Here is a 22,471-nt window from a genome sequence, read left to right as displayed (position 1 = left end):
CCCGCGGCCTCGACCTTGGCAAGGTCGCGCTCCACCAACTGAGCCACTCGCGCATGGATATCGCCGCTTTGATCATGATCGGCGACATGGAATATAGTACCCAAGATCTCGCAGACTGTCAAGGAGCAATTGGAGCAAGGGCAGCGTCACCATTGCGGCAGGTCCGCCGACCGCCCTTGCCTCCTCCCCTACTTGTTCTGGTCGCCTGTCACATCGGACAGGTACTTGCTGACCTCAGACAGGTCTACCACCGTCGACTTGACATGTGTCTTCTGGTAGGCCTGATAGCGCCGATAGCCATAGAAGCTGCCTCCGCCGATCAGGGCGACCAGGACAAGAATCGCCAGCACCGTGCCGGCCACCCGCTTGCGCCGGTTGGCCTTTAAGGTCTTCTTGATATTTCTCTTCGCCTCTTTGTTGCGATCTACCTTTTCCTGACTCATCTTCAACCCCTGTCACTCACGAAAGAAATGCAGTTGCCAATCGGGCGGCATCCCGCTTCTTGCCTTATGCCTTAATGAGAGTATTTTAATCCATAGCCGCCATTCAGACAAGCCCGGCCCTGAGAATCCTGACCAGCATGAGTAAAAGAGGGAGGGTGACCGCTATGAGAAAGAGAAAGAGATAGGCTCTCCCCAGCGGTCTCTGGAGAAGGCTGCAGTGCAGCATCCACCAGAGCAGGACGGTCACGGCCAGCTTGATGGAGGAGAGAGTCTGCCCCACCACGCGACCGATCCCCGTCTCCTCGGTCCCGCTCCCCTGCCGCATCAACAAGAGCTTTGGAAGCAATTCCAGGAAGAGCATAAAGGCCGTCAGGGCCCACATCATAAGGACCAGGACCAGAAGGACCGATTTCCTGCCCGGTTCTCCCGGACTTCCGTCCAGGGCATAGCGGACGACCAGCCGATCCGGCAGGCTCCCGTAGCGCACGGCCAGGTCCAGGGTCGCCCCGCAAAGGCAAATCAGGTTCAAACTGTTTAATGTTTTAGCAAGCGTTAACTTCAAGATCTTCTCTTCCTCTCTCTTAAGCTGCCGGTCCGTCCCCCCTTAATCTGCCAGCAGCGCATCCACATCTGCCGCATCGAAGCAGACGGATTTTACCCCCGTCGTCTCAATGCGGTAGAGGGCGTTGGCCGCCAGGTGTTCCGCCGCCTGCTCCAGATCGCGGACTCCCGGCATCTTCGCATAGACCTCGATGACCCGGTCAAGGGCCTCACTTGTTATAGTCAGCTCCTCCCGGGTCATAGCCATTCGCTCAAGGACCTTGGGCAGAGAATAATCTCTGAAGATGATCCTCTTCTCGTCGAAGCTGTAGTCGGGGATATCGATCAGGGCAAAACGGGTCATCAGGGGATCGGAAATCTTGCTCTTATCATTGGCCGTCGCGATCGGGTATACCCCCGTCGTCGGAATGGTGCATTCCATATAATTATCGGTAAATCCCAGGTTGTCGAGCAGTGTCAGAAGCGCGTCCGCGGGATTGGTCCCGTTTCCTGTCTCTGCCTTATCCAGTTCATTGATGATAAATACCAGATTGGACGCCCGGGCCTGTGCGAAGGCCTCCATAATCCGTCCCGGCTTGGCATTGGCATAGACCCGGGGGGACCCGGTCAGGGCCTCCGGATCGGAGATGGTCGACATATCAAGAGAAGTCCAGGGCAGGGCCAGAATTCGGGCAACCGCATAGGCGATCTGCGACTTTCCGACTCCGGCGGGACCTGCGAGCAGAAGCCCGTAGGCGGGCAGGGTGTGGGTCCGATTGATCTGAATGACGGTCTCTATGATCCTCTGCTTGACCTTCTCCATTCCGTAGAGGCTCTCATCCAGAATCGTCCTGGCCCTGACCGGGTCAATCGGCGGGAAATAATCGTTCTCCCAGCTGATCTCAAGCATCATAGAGAGGGCTCTCTTAGCGTGCCTTCTCTCCTCCTGACTGATGGCATGGCTTCGGGTCATGGTCAGGTTCCGCCAGGCCCAATCCCTGATATTGGCGGGCAGAGTCCTGCCCGCGATGCGGAGGTAGTTCTCTATCGTCGCAAGGTCTGTCAGGCGTAGGTCCTCAGAAGCAGTCTCCTCCATATCCGTCTGATCTGCAGCCGGGGGATCGGACATCCGAAGTCGGTCGATCACCAGCTGAAGGAAGGCATCCTCCGAGGAGAGCCTGTGTCGTCCCGTAGCGTCAACCGCATGCATCCGGTAGACGGCGTACCCCTCCTCTGTCCGGCCGCCGGAGAGACGCAGTTGGCTTCGATTCTCCCCCAGCCACTTGATCAGGTCCTCAAAGCGGGAGTCCAGACGCAAGATATCCGCAAAGAGCTGATCCGAGGACTTGCCGAATGAGAAAGCCGCCCTGCGGCTCAGATTCAAAAAGGCGCCGGAAGTATGGTGAACCATGGTCCTGGCCGGGTCCCTAAGCACGAAGATCGGGTGCTTGATATCAAGACAAGAGCTGTCAGAATCAAAGAGCCGATAGGTCTCGATGGGCTTCTCCGCACAGGATCCTGCCCCTTGCTTCTCCTCTGTAAATTCAAATACTCTGGAAGACATATTCCCTCATTTCCCTGATTATAGACGGCTATCCCTCTTGTCAGTCCTCTCTCTTCTTCCCCCTCGCCCTGGCCTTTTGCAGCTTGGGCTTCCTGCGACGGCCGATCCGCGCCGGATAATGGGCAGGCTTCCCGGTCGACTTGGCCCGCTCGGATTGGTCTCCCTCCAGTTCCAGATAGAGATAGGCATAATAGGGGATTCTGCGGTTACGGATCTCTATCCTCTCCCCGGGCCGGGGATCTCTGTCTGAATCCGGCTCTTTCTCGCTCGTATCGGCAGCTCTCTTGCAAGCGTCCCTCTCCCAGTCGAAACCGGTCTTATCGCTCAGTCGAATCTGCCGGAAGGCTCCGCCTCCCAGGAAGATCTCCATCCGATTGATGAGACTTTGGTCCAGCCAGTGGGCCACCGCCCTCTCATCCGAAGGTCTCAGGTCTCCGATCACTTGCCCGTCCAGATATACCTCTCTGCCCCGGACCATGACGTGCTCTCCTTGAACAATGTAGTATTTGCGGAGATTGTTTCCCGGAACAAAGTACTCCCTTACTTCCTCTTCCGACAGGTAGTAATCCTCATTGATCGCCAGATAATTGTAGATGTGGTCCTCATAGAGTTCCAGATTCGTAAGCTCAATGATCCGGGCGCAATCCGAGTCGAATTCATCCGTCCGGTCAATTTTCATTTTCTCAAACATACACGTATACCGAAAGAGGGTCTCCCGAAGGAGACCCTCTTTGTCATAGACAATCCATACTACTTTCTGCTTCTTAAGAAGTCGGGAATCTTAATATCCTCTTCCTTGATTGTGGACTTGACCGGGCTTGGCTGAGCTAGTCCGTTCAGAGCGGGTGCCTTGGGAGAAGCCGTCCTGGCCTGAGGCCTGGTGAAATCAGGGGCAGACAACTGCTGGGCCTGCGCTGCTGCCGCCTGCTTCTTCCTCTCCTCCGAGAGAGACACCCGGTCATTGGATTCCGACTCCAGAAGACCGGTCGCGATCACTGTGATCTGGCACTCATCTGTCATAGAGGAATCGATGCGGGCACCGAAGATAACATTGGTGTCCTCGCCGGTGAGCTCCTCCACATAGGAAGCTGCATTGGTGGCATCCTGCAGGGTAATATCGCCGCAGATATTGATGATGACATCGGAGGCTCCGTCGATCTTGGTCTCAAGCAGGGGAGATTCAACGGCGATGCGAACTGCCTCCAGGGCCTTCTCATCTCCCTTGGCCTGGCCGATTCCGATATGGGCCATTCCCTTATTCTCCATAACCGTGCGGACATCGCCGAAGTCCAGATTGATCTCGCCCGGCAACTTGATCAGGTCGGTAATACCCTGGACCGCCTCCTGCAAAACCTGATCTGCCATCTCCATGGCATCGGAGAAGGAGGTCTTGTGATCTGTGATCTGATTCAGCTTCTCATTGGGAATGACAATCAGAGTATCCACATTCTGCTGCAGGTTCTCAATTCCCGTCAGGGCCTTGACCATACGGGACTTGGCCTCGAAGAGGAAGGGCTTTGTTACAACACCGACCGTCAGGATTCCCTGATCCTTGGCCAGCTTTGCAATCACCGGAGCTGCGCCTGTACCGGTTCCTCCGCCCATGCCGCAGGTCACGAAGACCATATCCGCGCCCTTGATGGCATTCGCCAGTTCCTCAGCGGTCTCTTCCGCCGCCTTCTGGCCGATCTCAGGCTTAGCGCCTGCGCCCAATCCCTTGGTCAGCTTCTCTCCGATCTGGATCAGCGTTGGAGCCTGGCAGAGATTCAACGCCTGGCTGTCCGTGTTGACGCCGACGAAATCGACGCCGGTGACATTGGCCCGAACCATACGGCTGACCGCATTGTTTCCTGCGCCGCCGACACCTACCACAATTATCTTGGCCTTGAACTCAGACTCATTGGTCGTAATCTCTAACACGGTATCTCCTCCTGTAATGTCCTTATATCTCCACCCTTCCTGGCCGAGGGCTGATTGATCCGTCGAAATTCAATGCGTCTTCTTACGGCAGGAAAATTCTCTGCCCAAATGATAAAGACTAACATCATCTATAATACATTTTTTGTGCGGACGACACAAGTTTTTTAGTGATTCTTCTTGCTCTTTGTCTCCGCCTCTTTGTCGGTTCCTTCCTTCTGTTCTCTCTCCATCTGCGCCTGGTCTTTCTCGAAGATGACGTCTGTGTTGTCCGGAGTCCAGTTCTCCAGGTGAAGGGTTCCGCTCATGTCCCCGATCTTATCCAGAAGATAAGGGACTCGTTTCAGCTTATCCCTCAAATTGGTCTTCGTGCCAAGACTGATGTCTATGTTCCTGCAGGCAACATGCAGTCTCCCGTCTTCCTCCAGCTTCAAGTCTTTGATGGCAATGGACTTGTCGGCAAAGAAGCGAAAGACTGAAAGGATGGTCTCCCGGTCCCCCTGATCTCTGGCTGGAATCTTATCCCCGATCCCGACCTTGTCTGCCGTAATACCGCTGAGCGAAGGGACGCCGTCGATGACGAGAGCAGAGACATCCGTCACAAGTCCCTTGTCCCCGAAATAGGCCCGGTTGGTCCCGTCATTCAGGAGAAAATATCCCGTCATGGGCGTCTGCTTCAGCTCAATTGTAATCCGGCCCGGTGAATTCAGGCGAACGCGAGCCCTATCTATGAAAGGGATATTCTTCTTGGGCATCAGGGCATTCTTAATGAGGGCGTAGACCGTATTGCTCCGGCTCAGCTTATCGTCCAAGACCCGGTCGATGATCTCCTGCCGGCTGTAGATCTCCGATCCCTCCACACGGACCTCCTTCTCCCTGCAGATAAGAGCAATCAGCCCTACCGCAAGAAAGATCATCCCGAGCAGGATGAATAGGGTCCTGCCCAGATAAAAGCCGATCCAGCTCTTTCGCTGCCGAGCTTTGCGCTTGGTCTCTTTCTTGGATCCAAATGACATTTTGACACTCCTTGGCCTATACCCGGTCCAGACCCGGGCCCGTATTCCTGGATACGCTCAGGGCAATCCCCATCTCAATCATGGTCATAAACAGGGCGGACCCCCCATAGCTGATAAAGGGCAGGGTGACACCGGTATTTGGCATGCTGTTGGTCACCACCGCAATGTTCATGAGAACCTGGAGACCCATGTGAATCGCGATGCCGATGACCAGGAAGGATCCGAAGAGGTCATTGCAGTAGGTGGCGATCATGGTAAGCCGCCAGATCAAGACCAGATACAGGATGATCAGGGCCACCGCGCCAAATATCCCCAGTTCCTCCGTGATGACGGAGAAGATCATGTCGTTCTGTGCCTCGGGGATGAACTGCTTTTGCATACTCTCCCCCAGTCCCTTGCCGAAAAGTCCTCCGGACCCGATGGCATAGAGGGCCTGCATGGTCTGATAGCCCTTGCCGGAGGCATCCAGCTCCGGATGCTGCCAGACACGAATTCTGGCCAGACGGTATGCGCCTCCGAAAATGATGCCGGCGGTCCCGAGCCCCAGTCCGATGAGTCCCGCATAGAAGAAGCTTTTCCGCTCACGACTTGCGATCAGAAGCATAAAGAAGGCGATTCCCACAACAATGATGGATGTGGACATGTTCTCCTTTAGGATCGGCCCCGCAAGCGCGAGCGGGAACAGACCAAAGAAGGCCAGCCCCCTCCACTTGTTCACAAGGCGCGGATACCTGGAAATCAAGCCCGCCATAAGGATAATGACGGCGGTCTTGGCAATCTCCGATGGTTGCACACTCACAGGCCCCAGGCGAATCCAGCGGGTAGACCCCTTGGCGGAGCGGCCGAAGGCCAGGACCAGACCGGTTCCAAACCAGGCAAACAGGTAGATCCACCACATCCACTTGCGGAGCTTGTGATAATCCATATGGGCTATAACCAACATGCAAACCGCCCCGCCAGCCGCAAAAAGCCCCTGGCGGATCAGATAGTTGAAGGAGTGTCCGTAGGTCATATAGGAAGTATAGGAGGAGGTCGAATAGAGCATGAGGAATCCGACCCCCATCAGGAGAATCAGGAGCAAGAGCAGGGTGTAATCCACATAACTCGACACCCTGCGCTTGGATAATTCCCTGCTGATGATCCGATCCTGTTTTCTGAAGAAGCGGCTCCGCTTCTTCTCTGTACTTCGTGTCGACATGCGGTCTCCTTAGTCGGGAAGCTCTCTGACATACTTCTTGAAGAGTCTTCCCCTCTCCTCATAATTGTGAAACATGTCCCAGCTTGCGCAGGCGGGAGACAGGAGCACTTCTTCTCCGGCCCGCGCACTCTCATAGCAGATCCGAACTGCCTCTTCCAGGGTCTCGGCATAGACGAATGCCTCGAAGCCATGGTCCTGGCAGCACTTGGCGATCTTGGACCTGGTCTCTCCGATCAGGACCAGAAGCTTCACCCGCCCCTTGAAATTGTCAATCCATTCCCCGTAGTCCGACTTTTTGTCATAACCGCCTCCGATCAGACAGGTGGGGGAATCCATGGCCAAAATCCCCTTGATGGCGGCATCCGGATTGGTCCCCTTGGAGTCGTTGTAATAGCGCACGCCCCTCTTCGTGCAGACATACTCAATCCGATGCTCAACGGCGGTAAATGCCTTTAGGCCCTCCCGAACCTTGTCCATAGGCACTCCCATGGCTCTTGCGATTGCGGCCGCCGCCATGGCATTCTCATAATTATGCCTGCCCACAAGCTGGAGTTCCTCCACGGGAAGGATCTTCTCCTCTATCCCGTCATGGCAGTAATAGATGCTGCGATCCTCCTCCCGGTAGTAATAGCCCTCTCTCAGCTTGCGCTTGCTTGAGAACCAGACCACCCGGTTGGGCAGGCTCTTTCCGAACTCCCGCAGGACCGAATCCTCCAGGTTGAGAACCACCGTCTCATCCGGGGTCTGGTTCTTGGCAATCCTCTCCTTGCAGGCAATATAATTCTCCATGGTGTGGTGGCGGTTCAGGTGATCCGGCGTGATATTTAAAATCGCCGATACCGACGGGTGGAAACGATCTATGGTCTCCAGCTGGAAGGAGGAAATCTCCGCGACGATGCGGGTGTCATCCTTGGTGTCAGCCGCGACCCCCGTGTAGGGAGTTCCGATATTCCCGACCACCTCTACATCGGAGAAATAGGTCTTTAAGATCACACCGACCATAGAGGTGGTCGTCGTCTTTCCATTGGTCCCGGTAATCGCCGCCAGGTGTCCGTGCCCCAGTCGGTAGGCCAGTTCCACCTCTCCCCAGATTCTCTTCCCTCTGGCCCTCATATCCTCTACCAGAGGACTGTCCACCGGGACACCGGGGGATAGAATCAGGGTGTCACAGCGGTCGCGGACATCTTCAGGCAGTTCTCCGATATAGATGGGGACCCCCTCCAGCTCCGGGTGCTTTAAGATCAAGCCCGCTTCATCCAGATTGCTGTTTCCGTCGAAGACGCAGACTTCGGCCCCCTCCTTCTGAAGGAGTAGAACAGCGGCCACTCCGCTGACACCGGTTCCGACTACAAGATAGGAATTCATACGCTTTTCTTTCTCAATCATCTCATCAAACTCCGCCAAGGCCCAACATGGCAATCAGGGCCAGGATCACCGTTGCGATGGTGAAGATCCCAACCACCTTCGTCTCTGACCAGCCTCCCAACTCAAAATGGTGGTGAATCGGGGCCATCCGGAAGATTCGCTTGCCATGGCTGGCCTTGAAGTAACCCACCTGAATCATCACGGAGAGAACTTCAATCAGATAGATCCCTCCCACTATGGGGATAAAAAGGGGCATATGGAGCATATAGGCAATTCCCGCGACAAAGCCGCCCAGAGCCAGGGATCCGGTATCGCCCATGAAAACCCTGGCCGGATAGAGGTTGTAGATCAAGAAGCCCATGAGGGCACCGATTAAGGCAGCAGCAATCGGTTCGACATGCAGACCGAGACTAAGGGAGGCGAAGCCGAAGAAGGCAGCCACCACGGCGGTAACGCTTGCAGCCAGCCCGTCCAGCCCATCCGTAAAATTGACCCCGTTTACGGTTCCCAGGACAACGAAGAAGACCAGGGGGTAGGACCAGGCTCCGGGATTGACGGTCCCCCGGCAAAACGGAATGATCAAGTCGCTGAAATCCGGATGAAAGGTCATCAGAAGGTAGAGGAAGACTCCCGTGACCAGGATCTCCAGAAGGAGCTTCTGCCAGGCGATCAGGCCGTCGGAGTTCTTCTTGACGGTCTTTAGAAAATCATCCAGAAAGCCGACGAGGCCGAACCCCAGAGTCAGCTCTATGACGGGGAGAATGCGGGGATAAGTCCTTGCGTATGCAACAGACACAAGAGCCAGGGCGATCAGGATCATAATCCCTCCCATCGAGGGCGTCCCGTTCTTGGCCTGATGACTTTTCAGTTCTTCTCTCTCGGTGTTTCCGATCTTAAGACGCAGAAGCATGGGAATGGTAAAGGGTCCCAGAACTGCAACAATGAGAAATGCCGCAATGAGAGGAATAAAGATATTGTGTAACATGGTCGCTCCTGTTTCTGCTCCGCTAGCGAATCGCATTGGTCCTGCCGTAACCGGTTCCGGGCTGCGTGTTGGCCGCTCTGTCTGCGGCCCCCTCGTCCGGATTCAGATTGGGCGTATCCGTCGTCGCTGTATTTGTCTTTCCCCCGGACAGGTCCACCCCCTTCTCTTTCGCCTGCTTAGCTGCCTGGTCGGCCTCCTGCCTGGCCTGGTCGTTAATGGTCGGGACATTCATATAGGGGAGAATCTGTGATGCGATATTTGAGAATATCTGGGCCGCATAGGAGTTGCTGGTCTGGTCCTGGGCGTCCGGCTGATCGACAACCACATAGATGACGACCTGGGGGTTCTCGATCGGAGCCGCCCCGATAAAGGAGAGGAGGTAATTGCCGGTCCCTCTCGGGACCTTCTCCGCCGTCCCCGTCTTTCCTCCAATGGAATAACCAGCCACAGCGGCTTTGCTTCCGGTTCCCTGATCGACAGCGCCCTTCAGGAAGGTCTTTAGGGTGTCACTGGTCTCCTTGGATACGGTCTTCTTCATGAGCGTCGGCTCTATGGTCTTAACCGTATTGCCCTGGGGATCTTTGATCGCGGTGACCAGGTGGGGTTCATAGTAGTTTCCCCCATTGATGACGGAAGAGAAGGCCGAGACCATTTGCATCATATTGACATTGTAGTTCTGTCCGAAGGCGTTCGTGGCCAGAGATACCTTGTTGGAGGCCAGCTGTTCTTTCGTGTAGAGCAGAGACCCCGTCGAGGCCTCGCCCGGCAGGTCTATGCCGGTCTTCTGCCCCAGATTGAACCTGGCCTGGTATTTGGAGAAGTTCTCCGCCCCGATCTTGGAGACCATCTTCATCATGCCGACATTACAGGAATTCTGCAGGACCTGCTGCATGGTCTGATGCCCGTGTCCCTCATGTTTCCAACAGTGAATATAGTAGTCTCCCACCTGCATGCCGCCGGGGCAGTCGTAAGTGTCGGAAGTGGAGACCGTGCCCGTCTCCAGTCCGGCCGCTATCGTCAGGATTTTGGCCGTAGACCCCGGCTCATATGCGCTGGAGACAGAGAAGTTATTCCATATGTTGTTGAGCACCTTGAACTGGTCTTCCGCCGACATGGCGGACAACTGGTCCGGGGTGTAGTAGGACGAGAGGTCTCTCGGCTGATTGAGATCGAATCCCGGGTAATTGGCGTTGGCGAGGATTTCCCCCGTATTGGGATTCATGACCACTACCGATGTGTGGAGGGATCCCTGTGTGGATCCGCCCATGGCTGCCTTCGTCTGTGCCACGCCCCGGCTCTCGATCATCTGATCATTGAAACTCTTGATGGAGGTCTCGACGATCGACTGTATGTTGGCATCAATGGAGGTCACAAGCGTGTTGCCGTCCTTTGCCTCCTCCACGGTATTCTCCACATTGTTGTCCGAATTGACATAGCCGTAGGACCGGCCGTTGGTCCCGTTCAAGACCTCATTATAGGACTTCTCCAGGCCGAGGGTTCCGGAATTACCGTCCGATGCGAAGCCCAGCACAGAGGCCGCCAGAGACCCATAGGGATACTGTCTGGTATATAGCTTCTCGAACCAGACTCCGGTCACCTTGCTCTTCTTGTCGCTCGTATCCTTCTTAAAGGCAGACATCTTCTCGTTGGATACCTTCTTGGCCAGGACAATATAGCGCTTGCTCGCATTCTCCTCTATTTGTTTGCGGACCTGGTCCTCTTGGATCTCAGAGAAGTGCTCCGTAAGCGCCTTGACCGTCTCGTCGATCATCTCCCTGCCCCTGCCGGCTTTCTTCTTATCCGCCATGGCGGCGGCATCGGTCAGTTCTCTGGCGTCCAGTACCACATTGTAGACATCCACCGAGGTTGCCAGTACGGTTCCCTTGGCATCGACGATATTGCCTCTCTGAAAGGGGATCACTGTGGAACTGTAGTTCTGCTGGGAGAGAACAATCTTCTCGTACCTGGCTCCTGAGACATAGTTGATATACATCAGACGCCCAATCAGCGCAACAGCAAGAAGGCAGAAGAGGAGGAATATGACTCCCAGCCTCTTCTGCATTCGATACAGCATCTTTCTATATAAATTCTTTTTTCGATTATGTTTCGTCGCCACGACTTCTATTCCCTTGCCAATCGAAAGATCAATACTGATCCATATAATCAATATCCTCCATAGTATAGTACACAATCTGACTGCTGTCAGCATATACCATGCCCAGAGATTTCTGGGCTTTCTCCTTCACCGCCTCCAGATTCGATCCGGCATTCATCCGGTTTCTGCTTGCGGAATTCTGCGCCCGCAATGTCGCAATTTCAGACTGAAGCGCAGCTGCCTGTTTCATAGAAGTTGTCACAGAGGCCTGCATGCTCACGTATACCAGAAGAAATGCGGTCACGACGGATAAGTAGACGGCCACACGCAGGGTATTGTATTTTGCCTGCCGTCTGGCCCTGACTTGATTGCGGCTCCTAAGCCTCCTCCGCCTTTCGGCCTCCTCTTGCTCCCGCTGTCTTCTGACCTGATACTCCTGATCGGAGATCAACTCTCGAGCAGCGCTGCCGTCCGTTCTTGTTGTCCAATATACTCTGGAAACCGTAGCCATCGTTTTCTACTTCCTACTCTTCATCTCTAACAACTCTCCGCTCAAAGACACGCAGCTTGGCGCTCTTGGACCGGTGATTCTCCTCCAATTCTTCCTCCCCGGGGAGAATTGGCTTCCTTGTGATTATTTTTCCCTTGCTCTTGCGCCCGCAGACACAGACCGGAAATTCCGGCGGACAGATACAGGGGTGCTCCGCTGTCTGAAAGGCCGTCTTTATAATCCGGTCCTCCAGAGAATGGAAACTGATGACAGCAAGCCGGCCGCCATCTCCCAGGAGATCGATCATCTCGTCGATGTGATCCCTAAGGACCTCCAACTCCCGATTGAGTTCGATGCGGATGGCCTGATAGGTCCGCTTGGAGGGATGTCCTCCCGTGACCTGAGCCCTCTTGGGAATCGACCCTCGAATAATTGCGTTGAGCTGCCCTGCTGTCTCGATCGGCTTCTCCTCCCGGGCGATAGCGATGTTCCTGGCAATCTTCCCGGCATAACGGTCCTCCCCGTAGTTCTTAATCATTCGACAGAGTTCTGCCTCTGTATAGTGATTGACAATATCTCTGGCGGTCTTTGGATTCCGCTGATCCATCCGCATGTCCAGGAGGGTGTCCTCATCCCTATAGGAGAATCCCCGGCCCGGCTCATCCAGCTGGTAGGAGGAAACTCCAAGATCCAACAGAATACCGTCAACAGAAGCAATATCCAGATCCTCCAGCACCTGACGCATCCGCTCGTAATTACTGCGGACAATGGTCACCCGATCGGAGAATTCTGCCAGCCTCCTGCTGCCGGCGGCAATGGCCTCCTCATCCTGGTCGAAACAGATCAGCCGACCGCCGTCAGACAGGCGAGAGGCGATCTGAAAGGAATGTCCCCCGCCCCCCATGGTTCCGTCGACATATACGCCATCCGGTCTGATGGCGAGAGCTTCAATGACCTCCCGGAGCATGACTGAATAGTGTTTGAATTCCATTTCGGCTCCTTAGATCATGATGCCAAGATCCGCCATGTGCTCAGCCACTTCATCCATGTCTTCGTAGCTGTTGGTCTCATCCCAGAGCTTCTTGTCCCAGATCTCAATACGGGTGGAGACACCTGCCAGAACCACGTCCTTACTCAGCTTGGCGTAAGAGCGAAGACTTGGGGGGATTAAGGTCCGCCCCTGTCGGTCGATCTCACAGGTAGCCGCGCCGGCGAAGAAGAAACGCATGAATTTGCGGGCATCCTTCGTTGTCATCGGGGTCTCGTGAATCTTGGCCTCGAGCTTGTGCCATTCCTCAGCGGAATATACGAAGAGGCAGCCATCCAGCCCCTTGGTCATCACGAAAGATTCGCCCAGTTCCTCGCGAAATCTGGCGGGAATGATCAGGCGGCCCTTGCTGTCCACGCTGTGTTCGTACTCTCCCATGAACATATGGCACACCTCCTTCCCTGTGATTTCTGACCCGGCTTTTGTGAGCCTTCTTCCTGCCCATGTGGATAAGTCCGCGGTCTCTCTTACTTATCCACCGACTTTTCAACTTATCCACCACTTTGTGGCACTTAGTTACCACTTCGCACCACTTGTTCTGTATTTTACCCTTAGCCCCTGCCTATTTCAATGCAAAGATCCGCTAAAACAGAGGCTTTGTTCTCTGTGTAGTCCCGTGGTTCCAAATCCCATACTATAAATTGTATTTTTATGAATTAAACTCTCTATATCTAGTATTCGAACATGAATTCTGTACATAAGGCACAATTTAGACACGGTTTTTCTCCGGATATTTCTGTAATATTGACGGATTCATTTCTGCTCTCTCAGATCTCTCTTCTTCGTCCAACAAAAAGAGCTCTCTTCGACTTTCGTCGAAGAGAGCTCTGCTCAGATTCTATGTATCAATTCCAAGGCTTCTTGCTTATTCCCGGTCCTTCTCCTCGTCGGAATCTACTTCCGCTTCTTCCTCCGAAGAAGCATCCGCCAGATCATTCAGATCCAGGACCTGAATCGTTCCTGTCAACCCCTCCGGTCCACCGGCAGCCTCCCCCGCCTGCTCTGCGCCCCCTCCTGTCTCCTGGATCGGGTGCTTTCTGGCCCATAGAAGCCCGATGATCAGAAACAGGAGGCCAATCGAGGCGAGAATGGCTGCCAGCAGCTGGCTGACCGGGATTTTGCTGTCCCAGAGATAGAGCTGGTCCATCCGAACCCCCTCGATCCAGAAGCGGCCGATTCCATATCCCAGCATATAAGTCCAGAACTGCTGCCCTCGGAACCTGACGTGCTTTCTCAGGATCATCAGGATGACAAAGAGGCCCAGATTCCAGAGCGATTCATAGAGGAAGGTGGGGGCCACCTGGATAAAAGTCTCGCCCCCGATGGTCAGCATATGCTCTGTCATGGCAGACGAGATCTCGGAAGTCGTCCGGATGGCAGAGACCGGAAGCTGCATCGCCAGGAGGTTGTTGGTGTATTCTCCGAACACCTCCCGATTGAAGAAATTGCCCCAGCGCCCGATCACCTGTCCCAAGACCAGCCCCAGGACGACCGTATCCGCCACCTGCCAGAAGCGGATCTTCTTGACCAGCTTGACCAGGATTAAGATCATGAGAACCGCCCCGATCATACCTCCGTAAATGGCCAGGCCGCCCGCCCGCAGGTCGAAGATCTCAAGAAGATTATCCTTGTAGTCATCCCAGCGAAAGGCCACATAGTAGGCCCGGCAGCCGATCACTGCGGCGATCAGTCCCCAGATGCACAGATCCAGGTAGTCATCCTCCTTCTGGCCGGTCCGCTTCGCCTCCCTTAGGATCAGACTCACTCCGGCCAGCATGCCGATCGCGATCACAATCCCGTAGTAAGCAATGCTAAATCCTCCGATGCTGATGCTGCGACCAACCCGCAAGGTCAGATGGAGATTTGGAAAAATAATCGTATCTGTCAATTTCAATTCCTTTCAGAGCACACGCTCCCCCTAGTTCCTTCCCTTTTCTATGATAAAGGGCCCGGGCAAAAAAGCCAGAATTCCTGTCACAATCTCCGCAATTGCAAGGGCTGCAACCGCCCCCGCAAAACCGGCGATGACACCCCCGATGATCAGGCTGACCAGAAGAATAATGAAGGAAATGCTGTAGATGACCATGGTCATCATTCGCTTCACAAGCTCTGCAAGCTGGTCCGGAATAATCAACTTGGTCAAGACAGTCTGTCCTGCGACAAAGAGGCTCGTCGTTATAAGAAGCAGAAGGCCGGCCAGGTTCATCGAGAGATCCGGCTTCACCAGCAACTGAAAGACCAGCCAGCCGGGCAAGACATCCAGCAGATTGCATGCCAGATCGGAAGCCATGGTGTAGCCCAATTTCTTCCAGACCGGCTCCGGAACCAGGAAGATAAAGTCTCTCTCCAGTTCCCGGCTCAAATGACTCTGCCCTGACATGATAAAGATAAAACCGATCATGACTGCGAAGTAAGCCGCGAGAAGAATATTCGCTTCTGCCAGTTGCAGGCGGTCATTGGCTACAAAGATTCCGACTCCGATGGCCAGATTGAGCAGAGCATTTCTGCTGATCAGACCGCCTACCGCCTCTCCTCTCCAGCTATGAAGGGCCTTCTGCAAGAAGACACCGGCCCCGAAGCCGCGGTCCAGTCCTCCCGCATCATAGCGAAAAAATCCGGCAAACCGGGACCTCCTCCGGTTGCTCTCCAAGGGCCTCTTGCTCTTACTCACTGCCTCCATCTGCTTCTGCCGCTTCTCAGCCTGGGGCAGAGCATCCTCGTAGAAGAAGACCGGGATCTTCCGGATCAGCAGAGCCAAGGCAATGAGACCCAGGACAAAAGCTCCCAGCCAGAGGGCAGCCCCCGCCATATCTCCCGCCGTCATGGACCAGGAGAAGGCCGCAAGCCAGCCCAAATAGGGAACAAAGCGAATCCGGTCGGCCGTCGCCACATCGAGTAGGGCCCGGACCGGACTCATCCCGCCTGTCTTACTGTAGTAGAGCAGAGCGAACAGGAAAAGGCCCAGGAGAGTATAGACTATATAATGGCTGAAACTGCGATACTTGCCGTCCTTAAGAGAGAGGAGACTGTAGACCGCAATGGAGACAAATTGAACGAAAATCAGCAAAAGAGCCCAGACCACCACCAGAGAAATGGCTCCCATCCATCCGATGCCCATTCTTATGAAATTTGGGATCTGAAAAGACATCCAGATCGCCGAGACAAAAAGAAGGACGGTCTGCATCAGCGTTCGAAAGGCCAAAATAGATTGGGGCTGCATAGAGGAGGGAAAGAGGAGGTTGACATCCGCCATCTGAAAGATCGCCGAACCGCTCTTTCCTGCTGCGTAGAGGCTGAATAGAAGGACCAGAAACCCCACCAGGAAGGGGAGTGCCATAGCGACTTGCCGGCCGCTCACCCCTTCTACTCCGAGCGCCTCTACCAGAGGACTTGCACCCCGAGACGGACTCTGGTCCCCGGAGACATTCTCCTGTCCTCCTCGATCATAGCTTGCCTCCTGCCTGCTTTTTTCCCTGTTGCGGTCGCCTCCCGAGAAATAAGAGGTAGAAAAGCCAATCAGGCCACCGATCAGGGCCATGAGGATAACGAAGACCAGGTAGATGGCAACCCAGGTCCGAAAGAGCTTCCGGATGCTGTTCTTAAAGGTATGCAGCAGATAATAGATAAACAATCTCATAGCTGATCCCCCTGCCTGTCTTCTCCTCCCTCCGTCAGCTTGAAGTAGAGGTCCTCCAAGGAGGTCTTCTGCTCCGTCAGTGACTGCCGGGTCACATTGGCCAGAATCTGCCCCTCTTTTAGGATGAGGACTCCATCCCAGAGGTCCTCGACCGAGTCGATGATGTGGGTCGAGATCATGACAGACCTGCCCTGTTCGCGCAGTTCCAGGATCATATTCTTCAGCTCACGGATGGCGTGGGGATCCAGCCCGATCATGGGCTCGTCGAAGATAATCAATTTGGGCTCGGGCAGAAGGCCGCAGCAGATGGACAGTTTCTGCTGCATCCCCTTGGAGAGTTCATCTCCGAATTTCTTCCGCTTATCTGTCAGCTCCATCCTGGCAAGCAGTTCCTCTTTGTATGCCTTATAGTCCTTGAGCCGATAAGCCCTGGCCACAAATTCCAGGTGCTCATCCACTGTCAGATTGGGATAGAGGGCCGGAATCTCAGGAACATAGCCCAGATAGCGTCTGGCCTCGGCCTTAGCTGTAGATACTCCATCCATGTGGACCCAGCCCTCATGCCGGAGCAGTCCCACAATCGACTTGATCGCCGTTGATTTTCCTGCCCCGTTCGGCCCGAGCATGATCAGGACCTCTCTGTCCGGGATCTGAAAATTCAAATCCCTATTCGCGTAGTATTTCCCGTACTTCTTGGACAAATGTGATACTTCCAGCATAAACTCTTCTCCTTAATCTTGCGCATCCTCTGTCATCGCCTTGAGAAAGGCCAGGAGGTCCTCACTGTCGATGGAGGCAAACCGGTCCAGACCCCGGTTGAATTGCCCGGCAATATTTTCCTCCTCGGATTGCATCATGGTCAGTTCCCGCATTGCCTTTAACTTCTCCGACTCGCTTCTTCCCATGCAAGTTCTCCTCCGAAATAGAAATCATCTCATCTTGGCTTAATATACATCGCGTCCCCAAAAGAGAAAAAACGATATCTCTCTTCCACCGCTTCCCTGTAAGCCTGCAGGATATGCTCTTTTCCTGCCAGGGCGGACACAAGCATCACAAGAGTGGACTGGGGCAGGTGGAAGTTGGTAATCAGTCCATCAATGGCCTTGAATTGATAGCCGGGGTAGATGAAGATCTTGGTCCAACCGGATTTGGCCGGAATTGTTCCATCCTCCTTGGCAACAGACTCCAAGGTCCTGGTTGACGTGGTTCCGACTGCAATGATCCGTCCTCCGCCGGCCCTGGCCCGGTTAATCTTATCTGCGGCCTCCCGGTCCACTACATAGTACTCGGAGTGCATGTGGTGGTCTTCGACCCTGTCCGCGCTGACCGGCCGGAAGGTGCCCAAACCGACGTGCAGAGTGACCTCCGCAATATCCACCCCCTCCTTCCTGATCTCGTCCAGTAGCTCCGGCGTGAAGTGCAGACCGGCCGTCGGAGCCGCGGCAGACCCGTCATGCTTGGCATAGACGGTCTGATAGCGGTCCTTGTCCTGAAGCCGGTGATGAATATAGGGTGGCAGAGGCATCTGCCCCAGCCGGTCCAGGACCTCCTCCCAGACCCCCTGATAGCTAAAGTGTATCATACGGTTGCCATCTTCCATGACCCCGGTCACCTGACCGACCAGAAGGCCATCGCCGAAAGAGATCCTGGTCCCCTCCTTGCACTTGCGCCCGGGCTTGACCAGGGTCTCCCAGTTGTCGCCGCCGTGATTGATCAGGAGGAGGACTTCGATCTTGGCCCCGGTCTCCTCCTTGGCTCCCAGAAGACGGGCGGGGATCACCTTGGTGTTATTGATGACCAGGCAGTCGCCGGCTCTCAGATAGGACTTGATATCGTAGAAGTGCCGGTGCTCGATTGCCCCGGTCACAGGGTTTAAGACCAGAAGGCGGGACTCATCTCTCTTCAAGAGAGGATCTTGCGCAATCAATTCCTGGGGCAAATCATAATCGAAATCCTTAACATCCATGCTTCTCTCCTCTATCTGTCTCCTGTAATTCCAGACTGCCCGGCCCGCAGCGACTGCCCGGCCTGCAGCGACCGCCGGTCCATCAGGCGCGCAGGCTGATTCCCCTGTCTCTAAGAGCCTCAAGGATAGCCTCCATCGAGGCATTGACATCCTCATCGGAGAGGTTCCTGTCCTTCGCGCGGAAGGTCAGGGTATAGGCCATGGACTTGTGACCGGATAGGATCTGCGCTCCCTCATAGATGTCAAAGAGCTCATAGGACTCAAGAATGCTTCCTCCCCGGGTCTCAAATATGGACTCAATCTGGCCTGCCAGAATCTCCTTTGGCACCACCAGAGAGAGGTCTCTCTTGGAAGCCGGGAAGTTGGCAATCCCCTCATACTTAATGACGAAATTGGCGTTAAAGATCAGCTGCTTGATATCTAAAACCGCCACATACACTCGGTCCTTGATCCCATAGTTTCCTGCGACCGTCGGATGCACCTGCCCGATCAGGCCGATCAACTGGCCATCATAGCAGATCTTGGCCTGGCGGCCCGGGTGCAGGAAGGGATAATTACCCTCAGGGACGTAGCCTACCTTATCTCTCATATCCAGCTTTGTCAGGATCTCCTCAACCGCACCCTTCATCTGATAGAAGTCAATATCGCCGTATCCGGCCATGGTCAGCTGAGGACGTTCATCCGGAAGTTCGGTCAGGGGCAGGGTCCCCGGCAGATAGATATTTCCCATCTCGTAGAGACGGACATCCGCATTGCGGCGGCTGTAATTGGTCCCCAGAGAGGTCATGATTCCGTTCAGGGAGCAGGTCCTCATAATGGAGAAGTCCTCTCCCAGCGGATTTGAGATGCGGATTGCCCTGCGCAGGGGATGGTCCTTGGGAAGCAGGAGCTTGTCGAAGACCTTGGGACTCTCAAAGGAGTAGCACATTGCCTGAGAGAAGCCGCAGAACTCAGCCGTGTCACGAATGATCCCCTCAATCCGCTGCTTCTTGCTCAAGCCTCCGATGGAAGAACCGCCCGGCAGGCTGCTCGGAATATTGGCATAACCAAAGAAGCGGGCGATCTCCTCGGCAATATCCGCGTCACAGTGCAGGTCCTGGCGGTAGGTCGGAATCCAAAGCTGCCCCTCCGCCCGGTCATAGTCGATCCCCAGGGGCCTCAGGTAGTCGATCATTTGCTCCGGGCTGATCTGTGTCCCGAGAAGATGATTGTACTTGTCCGGCTCAAATGGCAGGGTCCAGGCTTCCACCTTCTTCGGGTATATGTCGATCACACCGCCTACAACTTCTCCTGCTCCCAGCTCCTCGATCAGCTGGCAGGCCCGGTTCATTCCCTCGATCGCCAGGTTGGGGTCCAGTCCTTTTTCGAATTTGGCGGAGGCGTCTGTCCGCATGCCGGCCTTGCGGGAAGACAGTCGGATATTGGTTCCGTCGAAGCTTGCGGCCTCAAGAAGTATGGTGTGGACATCATCCCGAATCATGGAATTCTCTGCCCCCATAACGCCGGCCAGACCGATCGGTTTCTGCCCGTCACAGATCATGAGCATAGACTCGTCCAGTTCGTGCTCCTGTCCGTCCAGGCTGGTAAAATGCTCGCCTGCCCCTGCAGTCTGCACTATAATCCTGTGATCCGCAATCGTATCCAGGTCATAGGCGTGCATGGGCTGTCCGTACTCCTCCATGACATAGTTGGTAATGTCAACAATGTTGTTGATGGGGCGGATCCCCTGGGCCATCAGCCGGCGCTGCATCCACTTGGGAGAGGGCGCGATTCTGACATTCTTGACAACGCGGACCGTGTAGCGAGAGCACAGGTCCGGGTTCTTGACCTCGACCGAGATATAGTCCTCGACCCTCTCCCCGTTTCCGGTCTCCCTGACCTCCTGGGGGAGGAATTTCCTGCCGAAGGTCGCAGCGGCCTCTCTGGCCAGACCCAGCACGGAAAAGCAGTCTACCCGGTTGGACGTAATCTCGTACTCGACGACGACATCGTCCAGTCCCAGAGCCCGGACCGCATCGTCTCCGGGCTTTAGGCCGGCCGTGTCCCGGAAGACATATATGCCGTTCTCGGGGGCCTCCGGATACATGTCCCGGCTGCTCCCCAGTTCCTCAATTGAACACATCATGCCCTCGGAGGGTACACCGCGAAGCTTTCCGGCCTTGATCCTGATTCCGCCTTCTGTCTTAGACCCGTCATGACCGCCGGCCACCCGGCCGCCGTCAAGGACGACGGGCACCAGCTGCCCCTCAGCGACATTGGAGGCACCGGTAACGACCTGTATGCTTCTCTCTCCCACATCCAACCGGCAGATCCGAAGGTGGTCGGAATCCTCATGGGGCTTGATGGAAAGGATCTTTCCGACCACAATCTTGTCCAGGTCAGCGGCCAGGTCTGTGTAGTACTCTACCTTATTGCCCGCCAGGGTCATAGCGTCCGTGTACTCCTTGGGCGTCACGTCAAGACCCGGAACCAGGGCCTTAATCCACTTGAGAGATGTTCTCATTCTACTTCTCCTTGTCTAACTTCTCTGTATAACACTTCACTGCCTGTGCATCCGGGCCTTGCCTATGCATCCGAATCTTGCCTGTGCATCAGAACTGAGACAGGAAGCGGTCATCGTTCTCATAGAGAAGGCGCATATCGTCGATCTCATACTTGAGCAGAGAAATGCGCTCCAGGCCGACGCCAAAGGCGAATCCCTGATACTCCTCCGGATCAATGCCGCTCATCCGAAGGACATCCGGATGAACCATCCCGCAGCCGAGAATCTCGATCCAGCCCTCGCCCTTGCAGAAACGGCAGCCCTTGCCGCCACACTTGAAGCAGGAGACATCGACCTCGGCGGACGGCTCCGTAAAGGGGAAGTGATGGGGGCGGAACTTGAGCTTGACATCCTCGCCGAACATCTTGTGGGCAAACTCCAGGAGGGTCCCCTTTAAGTCTGCCATCGTGATGTTCTTGTCGATCACCATTCCCTCGATCTGGTGAAAGGAGGGACTGTGCGTTGCATCTACTTCATCTGCCCGAAAGACACGGCCGGGGGCAATCATCCGGATCGGAAGCTTCCCCTGCTCCATGACGCGTACCTGGACGGGTGAAGTCTGTGTGCGCAGGAGGATATCCTTGTTGATATAGAAGGTGTCCTGTTCATCCTTGGCCGGGTGATTTGCCGGAATATTGAGTGCCTCGAAGTTGTAGTAGTCGTACTCAATCTCAGGACCCTCGACCACCTCATAGCCCATACCGGTGAAGATCCGCTCCACTTCATCTAAGACCTTGGTGTTGGGATGGCGGTGACCCAGCTTGGACTTCTTGGCGGGCAGGGTGACATCGATGGTCTCCGCAGCGAGCTTGCGCTCCAGAATCTCCTCTTCCATCTTAAGCCTGCGATCAGCCAAATTGTTCTCAACCGCCTGACGGACATCATTGACCAGCTGACCGAACTTGGGGCGTTCCTCAGGAGAAAGCTCCCGCATCCCCTTCATCAGCTCCTTGAGCTCGCCCTTCTTGCCTAAAACCGCCAGGCGAACCTCGTTCAGTTCATCCAGATTGCCGGCCCTCGCAATCTTATCGAGGGTCTTCTTGCGAATCTCTTCCAGTTTCTCATTCACTGCCATGGTCATTCTCCTTAGACATAAATAAAAGTCTCCGTCCCCAAGGGACGAAGACCTGACTCCGCGGTACCACCCTGATTCCCGCGCAAATGCGGGCACTCAATGCGCGTAACGTGCGCCGAACGTCATCCCCTAACGGGCTCTGCCTCTCTCACAAGAAACCGGCCTGTTCAAGGATGCGGCTCCAACCTGAATTTCATCTGCTGTCTTCGCCGCCTCTCTCTCAACCAAGGAGAAGCTCTCTTTCACGAATTTACAGCGGCCTACTGTGGGTCTTCACTGCCTTTGCAATATTGTGCTAAATATTAGCACAGAAAGCGGCCGGGAACAAGATAAAAAGAAGATCCGGATACCGGATCTTCTCAGAGCAGCAGGGGCAGAAGGACTCGAACCCTCGACATTCAGTTTTGGAGACTGACGTTCTACCAACTGAACTATACCCCTGGATTGGTTGAGTATCGAAACTCAACAGAAAATATTCTCTCGAATACCTTCAAAACTTCATACAGATGAATAACAAAGCTTACGATTTCTTAGATCTAGGAAAATGGTCATCTCGCATTCGTGCTTCGCACGCCTGCTCGATGTGTTTG

20 protein-coding genes, 1 tRNA gene and 1 other annotated feature are annotated in these 22,471 nt (G+C 54.8%); all 21 genes read right to left on the bottom strand.

Annotated features, from left to right (window positions below; genetic code table 11):
- Positions 1-188: 188 nt before the first annotated feature.
- Entirely contained in the window at positions 189-443 is a 255-nt protein-coding gene (locus tag ACO5R6_RS06485) for a hypothetical protein (RefSeq protein ID WP_485626376.1), read from the bottom strand.
- Positions 444-546: 103 nt separating this feature from the next.
- The gene (locus ACO5R6_RS06480; protein ID WP_485626375.1) at positions 547-1,005 is read right to left on the bottom strand and encodes a hypothetical protein; all 459 of its coding nucleotides are present in this window, start codon (positions 1,003-1,005) and stop codon (positions 547-549) included.
- A gap of 42 nt (positions 1,006-1,047) precedes the next feature.
- The gene (locus ACO5R6_RS06475) at positions 1,048-2,547 is read right to left on the bottom strand and encodes an AAA family ATPase (RefSeq protein WP_485626374.1); all 1,500 of its coding nucleotides are present in this window, start codon (positions 2,545-2,547) and stop codon (positions 1,048-1,050) included.
- 40 nt (positions 2,548-2,587) lie between these two features.
- On the bottom strand, positions 2,588-3,238 hold the full coding sequence (locus ACO5R6_RS06470) for a hypothetical protein (RefSeq protein WP_485626373.1): 651 nt from the start codon (positions 3,236-3,238) through the stop codon (positions 2,588-2,590).
- Positions 3,239-3,297: 59 nt separating this feature from the next.
- Positions 3,298-4,467, bottom strand: a complete 1,170-nt coding sequence (ftsZ, locus tag ACO5R6_RS06465) for a cell division protein FtsZ (RefSeq protein WP_485626372.1) — start codon at positions 4,465-4,467, stop codon at positions 3,298-3,300.
- 164 nt (positions 4,468-4,631) lie between these two features.
- Positions 4,632-5,480, bottom strand: a complete 849-nt coding sequence (locus tag ACO5R6_RS06460; protein WP_485626371.1) for a cell division protein FtsQ/DivIB — start codon at positions 5,478-5,480, stop codon at positions 4,632-4,634.
- Positions 5,481-5,496: 16 nt separating this feature from the next.
- Positions 5,497-6,678 (bottom strand): FtsW/RodA/SpoVE family cell cycle protein, encoded by a 1,182-nt coding sequence (locus ACO5R6_RS06455; protein WP_485626370.1) that lies wholly within the window; start codon positions 6,676-6,678, stop codon positions 5,497-5,499.
- Positions 6,679-6,687: 9 nt separating this feature from the next.
- Positions 6,688-8,064 carry a UDP-N-acetylmuramoyl-L-alanine--D-glutamate ligase gene (gene murD / locus ACO5R6_RS06450; protein WP_485626369.1) on the bottom strand — a complete coding sequence of 459 codons (1,377 nt, stop codon included), beginning with the start codon at positions 8,062-8,064 and terminating at the stop codon, positions 6,688-6,690.
- 4 nt (positions 8,065-8,068) lie between these two features.
- Positions 8,069-9,028: a phospho-N-acetylmuramoyl-pentapeptide-transferase gene (mraY, locus tag ACO5R6_RS06445; RefSeq protein ID WP_485626368.1), complete on the bottom strand. Its 960-nt coding sequence runs from the start codon at positions 9,026-9,028 to the stop codon at positions 8,069-8,071.
- Positions 9,029-9,050: 22 nt separating this feature from the next.
- A complete protein-coding gene (locus ACO5R6_RS06440) occupies positions 9,051-11,102 on the bottom strand; it encodes a peptidoglycan D,D-transpeptidase FtsI family protein (RefSeq protein WP_485626367.1) in 2,052 nt (683 codons plus the stop codon).
- Between the two features lie 70 nt (positions 11,103-11,172).
- On the bottom strand, positions 11,173-11,634 hold the full coding sequence (locus ACO5R6_RS06435) for a hypothetical protein (RefSeq protein ID WP_485626366.1): 462 nt from the start codon (positions 11,632-11,634) through the stop codon (positions 11,173-11,175).
- 13 nt (positions 11,635-11,647) lie between these two features.
- On the bottom strand, positions 11,648-12,604 hold the full coding sequence (rsmH, locus tag ACO5R6_RS06430) for a 16S rRNA (cytosine(1402)-N(4))-methyltransferase RsmH (RefSeq protein WP_485626365.1): 957 nt from the start codon (positions 12,602-12,604) through the stop codon (positions 11,648-11,650).
- A 9-nt stretch (positions 12,605-12,613) separates the two neighbouring features.
- The gene (mraZ, locus tag ACO5R6_RS06425; RefSeq protein ID WP_485626364.1) at positions 12,614-13,045 is read right to left on the bottom strand and encodes a division/cell wall cluster transcriptional repressor MraZ; all 432 of its coding nucleotides are present in this window, start codon (positions 13,043-13,045) and stop codon (positions 12,614-12,616) included.
- A 481-nt stretch (positions 13,046-13,526) separates the two neighbouring features.
- Complete coding sequence (lgt, locus tag ACO5R6_RS06420; RefSeq protein ID WP_485626363.1) at positions 13,527-14,549, bottom strand: prolipoprotein diacylglyceryl transferase; 1,023 nt, start codon at positions 14,547-14,549, stop codon at positions 13,527-13,529.
- Positions 14,550-14,579: 30 nt separating this feature from the next.
- Complete coding sequence (locus tag ACO5R6_RS06415) at positions 14,580-16,298, bottom strand: putative ABC exporter domain-containing protein (RefSeq protein WP_485626362.1); 1,719 nt, start codon at positions 16,296-16,298, stop codon at positions 14,580-14,582.
- On the bottom strand, positions 16,295-17,017 hold the full coding sequence (locus ACO5R6_RS06410) for an ABC transporter ATP-binding protein (RefSeq protein ID WP_485626361.1): 723 nt from the start codon (positions 17,015-17,017) through the stop codon (positions 16,295-16,297). The genes ACO5R6_RS06415 and ACO5R6_RS06410 overlap by 4 nt, the downstream gene beginning before the upstream one ends.
- Before the next feature lie 12 nt (positions 17,018-17,029).
- Positions 17,030-17,203 carry a hypothetical protein gene (locus ACO5R6_RS06405; RefSeq protein ID WP_485626360.1) on the bottom strand — a complete coding sequence of 58 codons (174 nt, stop codon included), beginning with the start codon at positions 17,201-17,203 and terminating at the stop codon, positions 17,030-17,032.
- Between the two features lie 29 nt (positions 17,204-17,232).
- Positions 17,233-18,264, bottom strand: coding sequence for a tRNA preQ1(34) S-adenosylmethionine ribosyltransferase-isomerase QueA (queA, locus tag ACO5R6_RS06400; RefSeq protein WP_485626359.1), 1,032 nt, complete (start codon positions 18,262-18,264; stop codon positions 17,233-17,235).
- An 82-nt stretch (positions 18,265-18,346) separates the two neighbouring features.
- A complete protein-coding gene (gene pheT, locus ACO5R6_RS06395; RefSeq protein ID WP_485626358.1) occupies positions 18,347-20,767 on the bottom strand; it encodes a phenylalanine--tRNA ligase subunit beta in 2,421 nt (806 codons plus the stop codon).
- Between the two features lie 88 nt (positions 20,768-20,855).
- Positions 20,856-21,875 (bottom strand): phenylalanine--tRNA ligase subunit alpha, encoded by a 1,020-nt coding sequence (gene pheS, locus ACO5R6_RS06390; RefSeq protein ID WP_485626377.1) that lies wholly within the window; start codon positions 21,873-21,875, stop codon positions 20,856-20,858.
- Positions 21,876-21,918: 43 nt separating this feature from the next.
- Positions 21,919-22,167 (bottom strand) — a binding site (T-box leader).
- 82 nt (positions 22,168-22,249) lie between these two features.
- Positions 22,250-22,322: transfer RNA gene (locus ACO5R6_RS06385), tRNA-Trp, on the bottom strand.
- Positions 22,323-22,471 lie beyond the last annotated feature (149 nt).

This window comes from Shuttleworthella sp. (genome assembly GCF_057251025.1).
The sequence above is the reverse complement of the archived record's forward strand: the minus strand, read 5'-3'. Positions and strand labels throughout refer to the sequence as shown.